We start from the raw sequence: 14,425 nt of genomic DNA, 5'->3' as shown, positions 1-14,425 counted from the left end.
TTGGGTAAAAAACGCGCGAATAGCGTGAAATTGCATTGAATTAAGAACATTCCGCAAGGGATTAATAAGACAGGAATAAAAGAAGAGCACGGCTGCTGCCGTGCTCTGAGAGGGGATTAGTGCTCGCGGGTTTTACGGAACTGAACGTCCGGATAACGTTCCTGCGTCAGGTTCAGGTTGACCATCGTTGGCGCGATATAGGTCAGGTTATCGCCGCCATCCAGCGCCAGCTGAACTTCATTCTTACGCTTAAATTCTTCGAATTTCTTCACGTCAGAACACTCAACCCAGCGCGCGGTCGCGACGTTCACCGATTCGTAAATCGCTTCTACGTTGTATTCGCTCTTCAGGCGCGCAACAACCACGTCAAACTGCAGCACGCCGACCGCGCCAACGATCAGATCGTTGTTCGCAATCGGGCGGAAGACCTGCACGGCGCCCTCTTCGGAGAGCTGGACCAGGCCTTTCAGCAGCTGTTTCTGCTTAAGCGGATCGCGCAGACGAATGCGACGGAACAGTTCCGGTGCGAAGTTCGGAATACCGGTGAACTTCATCATTTCACCCTGCGTGAAAGTGTCGCCGATCTGGATGGTACCGTGGTTGTGCAGACCAATGATGTCGCCCGGATAGGCTTCTTCAACGTGCGAACGGTCACCCGCCATAAAGGTCAGCGCGTCGGAGATGACAACGTCTTTCCCGATACGCACCTGACGCAGCTTCATGCCTTTTTCATATTTACCGGACACCACGCGCATAAAGGCCACGCGGTCACGGTGTTTCGGATCCATGTTGGCCTGAATCTTAAATACGAAGCCGGTGAACTTCTCTTCTTTTGCTTCCACTTCACGGGTGTCGGTTTTGCGCGGCATCGGCTGCGGCGCCCACTCCACCAGACCGTCGAGCATGTGGTCAACGCCGAAGTTACCCAGTGCGGTACCGAAGAAGACCGGGGTAATTTCGCCGCTCAGGAACAGCTCTTTGTCGAATTCGTGAGACGCGCCCTTGACCAGCTCCAGCTCGTCGCGCAGCTGCGCGGCCAGCTCTTCGCCGACCGCCGCGTCCAGATCCGGGTTGTCCAGACCTTTAACAATGCGCACTTCCTGAATGGTGTGGCCTTTACCGGTCTGATACAGGTAGGTTTCGTCTTTATAGAGGTGGTAAACGCCTTTGAACAGCTTACCGCAGCCAATCGGCCAGGTGATTGGCGCACAGGCGATCTTCAGCTCGTTTTCCACTTCATCCATCAGCTCCATCGGATCGCGGATGTCACGGTCGAGTTTGTTCATAAAGGTGAGGATCGGCGTATCGCGCAGACGGGTCACTTCCATCAGCTTACGGGTACGATCTTCTACACCTTTCGCGGCGTCGATCACCATCAGACAGCAGTCCACCGCCGTCAGGGTACGGTAGGTATCTTCGGAGAAGTCTTCGTGGCCCGGGGTGTCCAGCAGGTTCACCAGGCAGTCGTGATACGGGAACTGCATCACGGAGGTGGTAATCGAAATACCACGCTGCTTTTCCATCTCCATCCAGTCAGATTTTGCATGCTGGCTGGAGCCACGGCCTTTAACGGTACCCGCAGTCTGGATCGCCTGTCCGAACAGCAACACCTTCTCAGTGATGGTCGTTTTACCGGCATCGGGGTGCGAGATAATGGCAAAAGTGCGGCGCTTGGCCACCTCTTGCAGATAAGGAGACAACGTCATAATTAAATCTTCTTTTATAAGCGCGGCAGCACGCCACGCATCATGGAATACAAAATTGCGGCTATTTTACCCATCAACGGGGGGCAGGCAATCATTGTTTACACAGGAGTTGCTCCAGTTCGTTCAACGACGTCACGGTCCAGGTCGGCTCGATGCCGTCAGGCTTCTCACGGCCATGCGCATTGAGCCACACGGTCGACAGACCGGCCTTCATGCCGCCCAGAATATCTGACTCTGCCGTATCCCCCACCATCAGGACACGATCGCGGTCAGGATTGCCGGCCTGCGCCAGCGCGTAGTCGAAAATTCGCGGATCCGGCTTCGGCACGCCGACCTCTTCCGAGATCACCAGCGCGTCAAAATGATCGCGCAGGCCGGTACGCTCAAGGCGGATCTGCTGCAGGGCGGTAAAACCGTTGGTGATGATCCCCAGTTTCACCTTACCTTTCAACGCATTCAGCAGGGAAACCGCGCCCGGCAGCGGCGCACAGATATCGGCCATGGCGTTAAGGAAAGCCTCGTTCAGCGTCCCCGGACTGACCTTTAAGCGTTCCGCCCAGACGTCAAAGCGCTGGTGCTGAAGCTGTAACGCGGTGATGGCACCGTTCTGGTAATCCACCCACAGCGGTTTGTTGACCGCCTGATAGTCCTGAAAATCTTCAGCGGTGAAGGTTACGCTATAGTCGAGAAACATCCGCTGCAGGCCGCCGAACGAGTCGAACGTAAACAGCGTTTCGTCGGCATCAAAGAAAATCCAGTCCCATTTCATCGTTACAACCTTATTTTTTATTATCCAATCGGCAGAGCCATTATGATGGCGTCTTCACGTCCCTCTGCGGTGGGGTAGTAGTTACGGCGGATTGTCGCCTCGTTAAAGCCTAAGCTTTCATAGAGCGCGATGGCGGCGACATTCGACGCGCGCACCTCCAGCCACAGGGTGAAAACGTCACGGGTTTCGAGCTCACGGATGAGGTGCTCAAGCAGTTCTCTTCCCAGCCCACGGCGCTGAAACGCGGGATCAACCGCGATATTAAACAGCGTCGCCTCATCAAGAACAACCTGCGTGATCGCGAAAGCGGCCATGGTGCCGTCAACGTCCAGGCGGTAGTTCAGATACCGTTCGCCCTGATTGCTGGCGAACGTTTTTTCGCTCCACGGAAACGCGTGGGCGCGTGTTTCAATCGCGAACGCTGTGGACAGGTCAGGCGTCGTGAGGGAAGAAATCGTGTTCATATTCGCAGATTTGTTGCCATAGCGCGCTGCGCGCTTTTGGGTTGGCTTTCAGTTCGTCCAGCGCTGGCGAGCAGATCTGGCTCCCCTGAAGAGAGATCTCATTCGCCTCTCCGATACGCCAGCTGTTACAGCGGCTATCAGGAGGCAGCATCGCGACACGCTCTGGCGTCAGCGGTAAAACCTGGTCGGCCGTCAGCTTCAGGCTGCGAAGGACATCATCGATCAGGGGGTCATTCAGGGCAGGCAGTTCTTCCGCCACCATCACCAGACGAACGTGCGCCGGGATGGAGATGGCGATTTCGCCCTGCAACGCCGTCGGGCGACGCAAAGCCCACTGGGTGATGCCCAGTTGCTGCAACTGCCAGTCTCGTCGGAATGTCATAGGGAAAACTCCTGTCTCTCAGGCGCGCAAATATAGCAAATGTGTCGAAAGTGCGCCATCTACCTACTATAATCCCCGCCTGAGTTTATTGAGGAACAATTCATGTCTGCATTTACCCCGGCAAGTGAAGTCTTGCTGCGTCACAGTGATGATTTCGAAGAAAGCCGTATTCTGTTTGCCGGAGATATGCAGGATGACCTGCCCGCACGTTTCGACTGTGCTGAAAGCCGTGCCCACACCCAATACTACCACCACTGGCAGGTGCTGAGCCGCCAGATGGGCGAGCGCGCGCGCTTTAGCCTGGTGGCAGAGCAGAGCGATATCGCCGACTGCGATACGCTGATCTACTACTGGCCGAAGAATAAACCGGAAGCCCAGTTCCAGCTGATGAACCTGCTCTCCCTGCTGCCGGTCGGCTGCGATATTTTCGTGGTCGGTGAAAACCGCAGCGGCGTGCGTAGCGCGGAACAGCTGCTGGAAGGCTATGCGCCGCTGAACAAAGTTGACAGCGCTCGCCGCTGTGGTCTGTACCATGGCCGTCTGGAAAAACAGACAACGTTTGATGCACAGGCATACTGGGATGAGTACCAGCTTGACGGCCTGACCATCAAAACGCTGCCGGGCGTGTTCAGCCGCGATGCGCTGGATACGGGCAGCAAGCTGCTGCTTTCAACTCTGACGCCGCACACCAAAGGCAAAGTGCTGGACGTGGGCTGCGGCGCGGGCGTGCTCTCTACCGTGCTCGCCAGCCATTCGCCAAAGGTGCGCTTAACCCTGTGTGATGTGAGCGCCCCGGCGGTTGAAGCCAGCCGCGCAACGCTTGCCGCAAACGGCATTGAAGGCGAGGTGATTGCCAGCAACGTCTTCTCCGACATCACCGGTCGCTTCGACATGATCATCTCTAACCCGCCGTTCCACGACGGTATGGAGACCAGCCTGGAAGCGGCACAAACGCTGATCCGTGGTGCAGTCCGTCACCTCAACAGCGGCGGTGAGCTGCGTATCGTCGCGAACGCCTTCCTGGCGTACCCGAAAGTGCTGGATGAAACCTTTGGCTTCCACGAAGTTATCGCCCAGACGGGTCGCTTTAAGGTCTACCGCACCGTGATGACGCGTCAGGCCAAAAAGTAATCACCTCCCCTCCAGGCCGGATACGCGAAAGCGCCATCCGGCTATACAGGGCGCATCCATCGGCCATTTTTCCATCAATCAAGGCATCACGCGCACTTTTCTGTTGACGTAAAGCTGAAAACATCTAGAATGCGCCTCCGTGGTTACGATACTTTTACAGTATCGATGGTATGCGAAGGTGGCGGAATTGGTAGACGCGCTAGCTTCAGGTGTTAGTGTCCTTACGGATGTGGGGGTTCGAGTCCCCCCCCTCGCACCATAAATCACGATGATATTGCTCGCACTGGGCGAAGGTGGCGGAATTGGTAGACGCGCTAGCTTCAGGTGTTAGTGTCCTTACGGATGTGGGGGTTCGAGTCCCCCCCCTCGCACCAACGAGGCGATATCAACATAGCAATAAAAAGTAAGATGACTGTGCGAAGGTGGCGGAATTGGTAGACGCGCTAGCTTCAGGTGTTAGTGTCCTTAGGATGTGGGGGTTCGAGTCCCCCCCCTCGCACCAATTATCTTACAACCCCTCTGAATATCTTCTTTTCCCTGTTATTTCAAACTCATCAGTATCACCAGAATTCCGCTGACCAGCGCGACACACGATGGCAGTAAAACAAAGTGACGCAGTTGCTTATGCCAGATCATGCCTGACGTGACTAACAGTCCTGACACAATGATGGCTTTCCAGGTATCAAGAGAGAGATCGGCAAACGTCAAACCGCCGAGAATGGCTCCCGGTAGCAATACCCCCCAACCGCTGCCCAGCGCCCTGTTCAACATGATCTGCCCTCTTTCAACGATAATGATAACCAATATCATATGACAGAGATTATCATTTGTCAGCTGAATGAATCAAAATCCATCGACCTTTACCTTTCCCGTAATGACAGGAATTGCCTAAGGTGATAAATTGCGCACCTGTTAACAACGTCTAAAGATTTTCTGATAATTACTCTTTGCGCTTTTTGCATATTTTATTGCGAAACGACATCTATTTATTTGTTTTAATTAAATTTTAATAAAAACACACGACTATGACATCACAATCCTGGCGGTCTTTGGTTCACAGAAAATATCAATTATCGTTACGTTTATTTTTATTTCTGAACGCAACCTCGGCAGTGTTCTCGGTAACAAACCCGCTCAATTCTGTACGCCTGTTTTCCGCCCCTCTGATTGCTATTTTCTCCATCAGTACCGGCCTGTTCATCTGGCACTGGCGAAAGCGCGCGCGGAAGATAAATATTCCTGTCGTTTCAGGGATCTTCGGTATTTTGTGGGCCTGGCAAATTGTCTCCAAATTCGCCTTAATTACCCACGATCATGCGACGTATTTGTTAATCGCCCTTTTAACGGTGCTTTTTATCGGCACGCTGGCGTTCGCCAGTAATATCAAAGCCTTTACGCTGCATTCACTGCCCACCTTTATTGTCTGCCTGTGGTTAAGCGATCACGATATATGGCTGAGAATGACCTATTCTTTCGCACTTCCTGTGGTGGCAATTGCTATTCATAACATTTTGCAAAGACGCAACGACCGTTTCGCTCAGGAGCTGCTCTCTCGCCTTCTGGAAGAACGAGAAACCCTTACCGATCTCAGCATGATGGACCCGCTTACCGGGCTCTATAATCGTCGCGGTCTGCAAAGCCGTCTGGAGAATCTGCCCACGGTAGAAAATGGCGAGCATTTTGTCCTGCTGATGGATATCGACCACTTCAAAGCCTATAACGACCATTACGGCCATATGATGGGCGACCAGGCGCTGAAGCGTGTCTCTGCAGCAATCCGCGATGCCGTGCGTTCTCGCGATATTGTGGCGCGTTTTGGTGGGGAGGAGTTTATGGTGCTGCTGACCAACATTTCACTTGAACACGCCCGCCAGACGGCCGAGCGAATCCGTCAGAAAGTCTACGATTTGAAAATCCCGCATCTGTTTAACGAAAGTGTCGCGACAAACGTCACCATCAGCATTGGTATCGCCATTTTCGAGGATGAAGACGTGGAAGGCGCGCTGGAAAAAGCGGACAAAGCCCTCTATGAAGCAAAGCATATGGGACGCAATAACATTCTGTTAAGTGAAGAGATTCAGACGGCGTAGACATAACGACGATGTCACCCGGACAAAAGTCTTGCCATTGGTATGAGCAATAGTTAGGATTGGCAATCATTATCATTTAGATTTCTATCTATACTATGGCCACGCATACTGCACACATCGTCGAACCTCTCCTCTGGCGAGCGCCGCTCACCAGCGGGAATGCTTCGCTTGCAGATGCGATACGAGACAAAATTGCGGAAACGCGCGCCCACCTGCTGGACTTTATCCGGCTTGATGAAGCACCCCCGTCCCACGCGATGACGCTCTCAGAGTGGCGACAGCCGTCAAAGCTGCAATCGCTGCTGGCCACCTATTCCGACCATATCTATCGCAATCAACCCACCCTTACGCGGGAAAATAAACCCCTGCTCTCTCTCTGGGCGCAGTGGTATATCGGGCTGATGGTGCCTCCGCTCATGCTGGCGCTGTTAACACAGAAGAGCATGCTGGAACTCTCGCCGGATAATTTCCATGTTGAGTTTCACGAAACCGGACGTGCTGCCTGCTTCTGGATTGATCTCCACGAAGACCATAGCGCTGAACGCCTGACGGCTCAGGAACGTATGGAGCAGCTCATCACCCAGACTCTGATCCCGGTGGTGGAAGCGCTGGAAGCGACGGGAGAGATTAACGGGAAGCTTATCTGGAGCAATACGGGCTATTTAATCCACTGGTATTTAACAGAAATGAAGCCGCTGCTTGGTGATGAGAACGTTGAGGCCCTGCGTCAGTCCTGTTTCTTTGCCAGGCAGCTTTCCGATGGCCGTGACAACCCGCTATTCCGCACCGTTGTACTCCGTGACGGGCTTCTGGTTCGCCGCACCTGCTGCCAGCGTTATCGCCTGCCGGACGTTAAGCAGTGTGGAGATTGCACGCTGAAGTAGAGCAGTAAATTGCCCGGTGGCGCTTCGCTTACCGGGCCTACAAAAACAAAAAACGGCAACCTGCGTTGCCGTTTTGTTTTCACCTATGCCACCTGCTGATTGTCCTCTTCCGCGCTACGCTGCGCTTCTTCCGCTTCCTGCTCCAGCAGCTGCTTCTCATACACTTTAAAGAACGGGAAGTAGATGATCGCCGATACGCAGGCCAGAACCACAACCAGAATAGCCGCGCGGAAGTCCCAGCCCAGGGCCCACGCTGCGCCTATCGGCGCCGGTGCCGTCCAGGGAACGACCGAGATGACGCGCCCAATCAAATCAAACGTCATCGCCGCCCACGCCAGCACGGCGTTGACCATCGGTGCCAGCAGGAACGGAATAAAGAACACCGGATTCATTACAATCGGTGTACCGAAAATGACCGGCTCGTTGATGTTAAAGAAGCTGGGAACCACGCTCAAACGGCCAATAGAGCGTAAATGCGCTGAACGACTGCGCAGATAGCAAATCACCAGCCCCATCGTGGCTCCCGACCCGCCAATCACGATAAAGAACGTCCAGAACGCCTCCATGAAGATATGCGGCAGAGGCTGGCTGGCGGCCAGTGCAGTCTGGTTAGCGCCCAGGTTAGTCAGCCAGAACATCTGCAACATTCCGGAGACGATGGCGGCGCCGTGGATCCCGGCGAACCATAGCAGATGACCAATCAACACGGCCAGCAGGATCGCAGGCAGGGAATCCGCCGCGGAAACCAGAGGTTTAAAGACCGACATAATGGCCTGCGGGATCAGCATGCCAAACTGAGACTGAATCACCAGGCTCAGAGGATAGAGGGTCACCACCACCACCAGCACCGGGATCAGCAGATCAAAAGAGTTTTTGATCATCGGCGGGACCTGGTCCGGCAGTCGAATGCCGATGTTATGCGCTTTGAGGAAACGCATCATCTCAACGCAGTAAATCGCCACCAGAATCGCGGTAAAAATGCCCGTTCCCCCCAGACTGTCGACAGGGAGCGTGCCTTTGGTTTTGGGTGCCGCGACCAGCAGAAACGCCATCAGCGACAGCATGGCGCACATAAACGGGTCCAGCTGATGAGATTTGACGTAGTGTTTGCCAAGGTTATAGGCAATCGCCGCACAGATATAAATGGACATAATGCCCATTGTCATATCAAACGGCGTCAGGATTTGGCCTTCAAACTGCTTCGCCATATCCAGCCAGGCGCGGGCGAAACCCCAGGTAGTATCAGGCGAAAAAGGTGGGTAAGCGAACACTAACAAAAACGAACCCACGATCATAAATGGCATCGCGGAGATGAACCCATCACGAATAGCCATAACATGACGCTGGGACGAGATCCGCCCGGCTATCGGGCTGACGTAATTTTCGACGAAACGGAATATCAGGTTAAACGCAGCATGGTTGGCAGACATGGCAGATCTCCTGTCAGACGTTTGTTACGGGCACATACGCGCCGCACGTTGTTCCATACATCAGCTTCACAACCTTGCTGGCTTGCCAACCAGCGGTACTGCTCAGACGAAATGGTTTCATATTTGGCTCTTATTATTGGATACAGGGGACGTTACGTACTCAGTATTAATCTACGCTTCCCGCTCTGCAACCGGTTACTGTAACCGGTTTCTGTGATTGTGAAGAGGATCCAGAAATCAGCCGTTTGGGATATTTGTTACTTAAGAGATATTTACAGAGCATAATTTCTTATGACAGATTACGCAGGATATTTGTCAGGAGGAAACAATGAGTTTGCAGTCTGTACAGCAGTTTTTTGCCGACAACGCGCCGGATATAGACGTTATTGAGCTTAGTCAAAGTACTGCTACCGTTGCGTTGGCTGCTGCCGCCCATCGTGTCGAGCCGGGACAAATCGCCAAGACCCTGTCACTCAAGGTTAAAAATGAGGTGATTCTGGTCGTGGCGAAAGGCGATGCGCGTCTGGATAACAAAAAGCTGAAAGACACGTTTGGTGCGAAAGCGCGCATGCTCAGCAGTGATGAAGTAGTGACCATCACCGGTCATCCCGTTGGCGGCGTGTGCCCGTTCGGGCTGGAAAACCCGCTCGCGGTATATTGCGATATCTCTTTAAAGCAGTACGCCGAAGTGCTGCCTGCCGCAGGCGCAATTCACAGCGCTGTGCGCATTTCACCTGACAGAATGGCAGAGCTGACTTCCGCAAAATGGGTGGATGTCTGTATCTGATTGACGCGCCAGAGCGTATCTGGCGCGCAAAAAACGGTTTATAAAAAGGTGGGCGTGAGGAGAGTCAAACATTGCGGCTCTCTTGCAGGAAGATGCGTAATAATATCTGCCGCATCAAGCAACCCTACGTCTGAATTCACGCCCAGTTTCACCATCGCATTAAACTTATGTGCCCGGATGGTCTTAATATTCCGTTCAAGATGTGCCGCGATTTCAGGGATGGAATACCCGCAGGACATATAACGCAATATTGCCCGTTCTGTGGGGCTCAGCATCCTGTTTTGGCTCCGGTACCAGTGATTCAGCATATTGTCATTGATACGCAGCGTTTCGCTCAGCAACTCCACGAGTTCCTTCTGCAGATCCTCAAGCGTCACCGATTTACTGACGACACCGTGCAGACGTGATGGAGAAAGATGGCTAATTAGCCGTGCTTCCATCTCGTCAGAAACCAAAATGATGCGCTGGATATGGCCGTGCGTAAACGCAAGGTCCCGCAGGTGCGCCAGGCAGTTACGACGCTCCTCTCGCGCATCGGAAAGGGAATAGATCAGCGAGAAAAAATTAACGTGACGAAGTGCATTCTTAAAGCTGTCAAATTCACTAAACAGGTGTAGTTGGTAATGGCTCAGGCCGGGCATGGCAAAAAGATGCTGTAGCCCGACAGCCGTCATCGTGCAACTTTCGATGATGGCGATATGTCTTGTTGAATCGGTTTTTTCCATTCCTCGAACTCTCCATAGGCTGACAACAAACTCAGCTCTCTCATTCCCTGTGTACTGTTGATCCAGGCGTACATATCCGCATTGCTGCGTAATGAAAGCCGTCGCATCGCACTGTTTTTCTGCGCACTGATGGTTTTATTGCTCTTCTTAAGCAATGTGGCGATTTGGTTAATCCCCCATCCTTTCCCTAACAGACGCAGGACCTTACGTTCGGAGTGCGTAAGCGCGATAACGTGTTCGTTTTCATCCTCCGTGCCCTGAGGCTCCGGGGTTAATAACGTCTGGCTTATCCGCTCTGCCCGCTCACTCCCTGCCCGAATCGCGTTAACCACGCCTTCAATGGGCTCCATATCAGAAAGCAACGTACTTTCCGGGCGCATAAGTAACTCAACCGCAATAGGGTAAAGCGGACGCGAGACTAAAAAGATCCAGTGAATGTCCCGGTATTGATTCAATAAACTGTAATATTCTTCAAGCGCACCCCGAGGATTCCTGTATTCGCCTGAAATATCGGCAATAATGACGTCCGCGCGGCGTAGCTGGAGCAGCGTTAATTCCTGCAATGAGCGGCAATAGCTCAATTCAAAATCGGGGAAATGACGTGCCATCACACCCCCTAACCCGTTTTGCATCACGGGCATCCGGCTAATGACAACGCCATGCTTACCATGCAATGACAACATAGACCCTCCGTGTCCATTTTTCATTTGATGAGTAACGTTAAAACACATCAACGTATGACTATTTCGTCCCTGAGTGTAAGACTGGTTAATACAAGCAGAAGATGAGATGTATGCTTAGTTTAAGAAATGCCTAAACAGCAGTAATATCTCACAAAGCGAAATAAAATTTAATTGTGGAGTCATTAAAATAACGACAATTTAAAATTAGAATAACTAAATACAAATATTTTATATTTTGATATTAATAATTCACGGCATTAATAAATTAATCCCGCCCCCTTTCACGACACCGCCTGCCACTGTTTGCACAAACCTTGATCTGGCCCACAGCAAGAGGGACTGCACTTTGTGCTAAAAGTACTCATTATGGGCTAACCGGCAACCTCTCCATCTTTTTCAGGACACGACATGCAGGCAGAGCGGTCAACGCAGCGTGCTATCACGCGGCTATGTATTCAGTGCGGTCTTTTTCTGCTCCAGCACGGCGCGGAAAGCGCGCTGGTTGAGGAGCTTTCCACCCGGCTGGGGCTGGCGCTAGGGATGGACAGCGTCGAAAGTGCCATCTCATCCAATGCCATTGTGCTGACCACGATTAAAGACGGTCAGTGCCTGACCTCCACGCGCAAAAACCATGACCGCGGCATAAACATGCACGTCGTGACCGAAGTGCAGCACATTGTCATCCTCGCTGAACATAAGCTTCTCGATCTCAGGGAGATTGAAAAACGGTTCAACCAGATCAAGCCATTACGTTATCCGCGCTGGCTCGTCGTGTTGATGGTAGGGCTCTCGTGCGCCTGCTTTTGTAAGCTCAACAAAGGCGGATGGGACGGAGCGATCATCACCTTTTTCGCCAGCAGTATCGCCATGTATGTTCGCCAGCTGCTGACGCATCGGCAGCTGCACCCGCAAATTAACTTCTGCATTACCGCATTTGTCGCCACCACGGTTTCTGGCCTGCTGCTGCGTCTGCCGCAGTTTGCCAACACCCCGACCGTTGCCATGGCCGCCAGCGTGCTTCTGCTGGTTCCGGGCTTTCCGTTGATCAACGCCGTCGCCGACATGTTTAAAGGGCACATCAATACCGGTCTGGCACGCTGGGCGATCGCCAGCCTGCTGACGCTGGCGACCTGCATCGGTGTGGTCATGGCCATGACACTCTGGGGGCTACGCGGATGGGCGTGATCGATTTTCTGCTGGCGCTGGCGCAGGACATGCTTCTGGCCGCGATTCCGGCCATCGGCTTCGCGATGGTATTTAACGTCCCGCAACGCGCTCTGCCTTGGTGTGCCCTGCTGGGCGCGATTGGCCATGGCTCACGCATGGTCATGATGACGGCGGGTTTTAACATCGAATGGTCGACATTTATGGCCTCCATGCTGGTCGGCAGTATCGGCATTCAGTGGTCGCGCTGGTACCTGGCACATCCCAAAGTGTTCACTGTTGCCGCAGTGATCCCGATGTTCCCGGGCATATCGGCCTATACCGCAATGATTTCCGCGGTGAAAATCAGCCATTTCGGCTATACCGAACCTCAGATGATCCTCCTCCTGAGCAACTTTCTTAAGGCGTCCTCCATCGTCGGCGCGCTCTCCATCGGGCTGTCGATCCCCGGCCTGTGGCTGTACCGCAAACGCCCACGCGTTTGATATTTGTGTTATTTCGCTGCCGTGGAGATAATCCGTCTGGTCCGTTTGGTGAAAATAAGGAAAGGATGTGGCTAACCCTGGCAGCGAACACCCCGAGCACAGTGAAGAATCCAGCCTGAAAGAGAAAATCTTTCAGAGCGCCATCGCGCTTTTTGCCGAGTATGGATTGAACGGTGCACGGATGGAGCAGATCGCAGAGAAAGCGGGCACCACCAAACGCATGGTGGTTTACCATTTCAAGAATAAAGAGAACCTCTATCTCCTGGTACTGGAACATGTTTACACCCAGATTCGCGCCAGTGAAAAAGCGCTAAGCCTGACGGGAATGCCCCCGGTCGAAGCGCTGGTCAATCTGGTTGAAGCCACTTTTGACTATCATGCCGACCACCCTGACTACATCCGGATTATCTGCATGGAAAACATGCAGCGCGGCCGCTTTATGCAGCAGTCGAGCTATCTCCGCCAGGTCAACCGCAGCGCGCTCGACCTGCTGGAGGAGATCCTGCGCCGGGGGAAAGAAAAACAGCTCTTCAGTGAGACGGTAGACGCCCGCGATCTTCATCGTCTGATAAGCAGCTTCAGCTTTCACTACGTTGCCAACAGCTACACCTTTACGCTGCTGTTTGAAGAAGGCGCAGACGAACAGGCACAGCGCCAGCACTACCGCAAAATGGCCGTTCAGGTGGCGCTCCGTTACACCTGCCCATAAAATTGCTTGCAATTAAATCGTGCACTATCTATATTCATCTCATGAACGCGAAAACGAACGATGCAACCGCTGCGCTCAAGCTGGATAACCAGCTCTGCTTTGCCCTCTATTCGGCAAATCTGGCGCTTAACAAGCTGTACCGGCAGTTGCTGGCACCGCTGAACCTGACCTATCCACAATATCTGGTGATGCTGGTGCTGTGGGAGCAGGATGATATGACGGTGTCGGACATCGGTGAACGGTTGTTCCTTGACTCTGCGACCCTGACGCCGCTGTTGAAGCGTCTGGAAAGCGCCGGGCTCATCAACCGCCACCGTTCACGCAAAGACGAACGTCAGGTCGCCGTCACCCTGAGTGAAGCGGGACGTGAGCTCCAGCAGCAGGCTTTGGGTATCCCCCATGCGGTGGGGTGCGCAGCGCAGTGTGATACTGACACCCTGCTGGCGCTCAAACAGCAGCTCGAACTTTTGCGACAACAGCTACACCGCGCGTAACGCTATACTTTACGCGTGATTATTTACCCATATATATCGTACGCTATTTAATAGCACACGTTAAAAAAAGATGAGGAACCTGCCATGTCTTTAGAAAAAGTTGTTTATACCGCCAAAGCAAAAGCCACCGGTGGCCGTGACGGTCGTGCCACCTCCTCCGATGGCGTACTGGACGTCAAACTGGGCGTGCCAAAAGAGATGGGCGGCATGGGGGGAGACGTGACCAACCCTGAGCAGCTGTTTGCCGCGGGCTACTCTGCCTGCTTCCTGGGCGCGATGAAGTTCGTGGCCGCACGCGACAAATTTACCCTGCCAAAAGATGCCTTTATTGAAGGCGAAGTGGGTATTGGCCCGCTGCCTACCGGTTTTGGTATTGAAGCAAAACTGAACATCCATGTTGAAGGTATGGATCCTGCGGAAGCTAAAAAGCTGGTCGATGCGGCGCACATTGTTTGCCCGTACTCTAATGCAACCCGCGGCAACATCGACGTCACGCTGAACATCATCGCGTGATAACTGCCT

17 protein-coding genes and 3 tRNA genes are annotated in these 14,425 nt (G+C 53.2%); 12 read left to right on the top strand and 8 right to left on the bottom strand.

The window, feature by feature from the left end; genetic code table 11:
* Positions 1 to 116 precede the first annotated feature (116 nt).
* From prfC to V1572_RS05955, 4 genes are all read right to left on the bottom strand, one after another.
* Positions 117 to 1,706: a peptide chain release factor 3 gene (gene prfC / locus V1572_RS05970; RefSeq protein ID WP_008502076.1), complete on the bottom strand. Its 1,590-nt coding sequence runs from the start codon at positions 1,704 to 1,706 to the stop codon at positions 117 to 119.
* A gap of 91 nt (positions 1,707 to 1,797) precedes the next feature.
* Entirely contained in the window at positions 1,798 to 2,475 is a 678-nt protein-coding gene (gene yjjG / locus V1572_RS05965) for a pyrimidine 5'-nucleotidase (RefSeq protein ID WP_045907737.1), read from the bottom strand.
* A gap of 20 nt (positions 2,476 to 2,495) precedes the next feature.
* Positions 2,496 to 2,939 (bottom strand): ribosomal protein S18-alanine N-acetyltransferase, encoded by a 444-nt coding sequence (gene rimI, locus V1572_RS05960; protein WP_008502078.1) that lies wholly within the window; start codon positions 2,937 to 2,939, stop codon positions 2,496 to 2,498.
* Positions 2,908 to 3,321: a DNA polymerase III subunit psi gene (locus V1572_RS05955; protein WP_395299782.1), complete on the bottom strand. Its 414-nt coding sequence runs from the start codon at positions 3,319 to 3,321 to the stop codon at positions 2,908 to 2,910. The genes rimI and V1572_RS05955 overlap by 32 nt, the downstream gene beginning before the upstream one ends.
* A 102-nt stretch (positions 3,322 to 3,423) precedes the next feature.
* On the opposite strand from V1572_RS05955, the gene rsmC reads away from it, so the two are divergent.
* From rsmC to V1572_RS05935, 4 genes are all read left to right on the top strand, one after another.
* Positions 3,424 to 4,452, top strand: coding sequence for a 16S rRNA (guanine(1207)-N(2))-methyltransferase RsmC (rsmC, locus tag V1572_RS05950; RefSeq protein ID WP_039265277.1), 1,029 nt, complete (start codon positions 3,424 to 3,426; stop codon positions 4,450 to 4,452).
* 172 nt (positions 4,453 to 4,624) lie between these two features.
* Positions 4,625 to 4,711: transfer RNA gene (locus tag V1572_RS05945), tRNA-Leu, on the top strand.
* 28 nt (positions 4,712 to 4,739) lie between these two features.
* A tRNA-Leu gene (locus V1572_RS05940) sits at positions 4,740 to 4,826 on the top strand.
* A 42-nt stretch (positions 4,827 to 4,868) separates the two neighbouring features.
* Positions 4,869 to 4,954, top strand: a tRNA-Leu gene (locus V1572_RS05935).
* A 38-nt stretch (positions 4,955 to 4,992) separates the two neighbouring features.
* On the opposite strand, the gene V1572_RS05930 is transcribed toward V1572_RS05935, so the two are convergent.
* A complete protein-coding gene (locus V1572_RS05930; RefSeq protein WP_048028591.1) occupies positions 4,993 to 5,262 on the bottom strand; it encodes a DUF1435 domain-containing protein in 270 nt (89 codons plus the stop codon).
* Between the two features lie 215 nt (positions 5,263 to 5,477).
* Here V1572_RS05930 and V1572_RS05925 point away from each other — a divergent pair, with 215 nt between their 5' ends.
* Together V1572_RS05925 and fhuF are read left to right on the top strand one after the other, a co-directional pair.
* Entirely contained in the window at positions 5,478 to 6,542 is a 1,065-nt protein-coding gene (locus V1572_RS05925) for a GGDEF domain-containing protein (RefSeq protein ID WP_045907733.1), read from the top strand.
* Between the two features lie 95 nt (positions 6,543 to 6,637).
* The gene (gene fhuF / locus V1572_RS05920) at positions 6,638 to 7,426 is read left to right on the top strand and encodes a siderophore-iron reductase FhuF (protein WP_048225555.1); all 789 of its coding nucleotides are present in this window, start codon (positions 6,638 to 6,640) and stop codon (positions 7,424 to 7,426) included.
* 83 nt (positions 7,427 to 7,509) lie between these two features.
* Here fhuF and V1572_RS05915 read toward each other — a convergent pair whose 3' ends face one another.
* Positions 7,510 to 8,856: a PTS sugar transporter subunit IIC gene (locus V1572_RS05915; protein WP_045907731.1), complete on the bottom strand. Its 1,347-nt coding sequence runs from the start codon at positions 8,854 to 8,856 to the stop codon at positions 7,510 to 7,512.
* A gap of 328 nt (positions 8,857 to 9,184) precedes the next feature.
* Between V1572_RS05915 and V1572_RS05910 the strand changes: the two genes are divergently transcribed.
* Entirely contained in the window at positions 9,185 to 9,643 is a 459-nt protein-coding gene (locus V1572_RS05910) for a YbaK/EbsC family protein (RefSeq protein ID WP_008502085.1), read from the top strand.
* 38 nt (positions 9,644 to 9,681) lie between these two features.
* Here the strand turns inward: V1572_RS05910 and bglJ are convergent, their stop codons facing one another.
* Both bglJ and V1572_RS05900 read right to left on the bottom strand, forming a co-directional pair.
* Positions 9,682 to 10,317: a DNA-binding transcriptional activator BglJ gene (bglJ, locus tag V1572_RS05905; RefSeq protein ID WP_395299980.1), complete on the bottom strand. Its 636-nt coding sequence runs from the start codon at positions 10,315 to 10,317 to the stop codon at positions 9,682 to 9,684.
* Positions 10,314 to 11,051, bottom strand: coding sequence for a LuxR C-terminal-related transcriptional regulator (locus V1572_RS05900; RefSeq protein ID WP_048028599.1), 738 nt, complete (start codon positions 11,049 to 11,051; stop codon positions 10,314 to 10,316). The genes bglJ and V1572_RS05900 overlap by 4 nt, the downstream gene beginning before the upstream one ends.
* Positions 11,052 to 11,459: 408 nt before the next feature.
* On the opposite strand from V1572_RS05900, the gene V1572_RS05895 reads away from it, so the two are divergent.
* The 5 genes from V1572_RS05895 (at position 11,460) to V1572_RS05875 (ending at position 14,416) form a co-directional block, all read left to right on the top strand.
* On the top strand, positions 11,460 to 12,236 hold the full coding sequence (locus V1572_RS05895; protein ID WP_048028601.1) for a threonine/serine exporter ThrE family protein: 777 nt from the start codon (positions 11,460 to 11,462) through the stop codon (positions 12,234 to 12,236).
* Positions 12,227 to 12,700: a threonine/serine exporter gene (locus tag V1572_RS05890; protein WP_045907727.1), complete on the top strand. Its 474-nt coding sequence runs from the start codon at positions 12,227 to 12,229 to the stop codon at positions 12,698 to 12,700. Before V1572_RS05895 ends, V1572_RS05890 begins: the two co-directional genes overlap by 10 nt.
* Before the next feature lie 67 nt (positions 12,701 to 12,767).
* Positions 12,768 to 13,409, top strand: coding sequence for a TetR family transcriptional regulator (locus V1572_RS05885; protein WP_008502090.1), 642 nt, complete (start codon positions 12,768 to 12,770; stop codon positions 13,407 to 13,409).
* 41 nt (positions 13,410 to 13,450) lie between these two features.
* Positions 13,451 to 13,903: a MarR family winged helix-turn-helix transcriptional regulator gene (locus V1572_RS05880; protein WP_023293337.1), complete on the top strand. Its 453-nt coding sequence runs from the start codon at positions 13,451 to 13,453 to the stop codon at positions 13,901 to 13,903.
* Positions 13,904 to 13,987: 84 nt separating this feature from the next.
* Entirely contained in the window at positions 13,988 to 14,416 is a 429-nt protein-coding gene (locus V1572_RS05875) for an organic hydroperoxide resistance protein (protein WP_008502092.1), read from the top strand.
* The last annotated feature ends 9 nt before the right edge of the window (positions 14,417 to 14,425 follow it).

Source organism: Enterobacter quasiroggenkampii (assembly GCF_043972695.1).
Lineage (GTDB): Bacteria > Pseudomonadota > Gammaproteobacteria > Enterobacterales > Enterobacteriaceae > Enterobacter > Enterobacter quasiroggenkampii.
The sequence above is the reverse complement of the archived record's forward strand: the minus strand, read 5'-3'. Positions and strand labels throughout refer to the sequence as shown.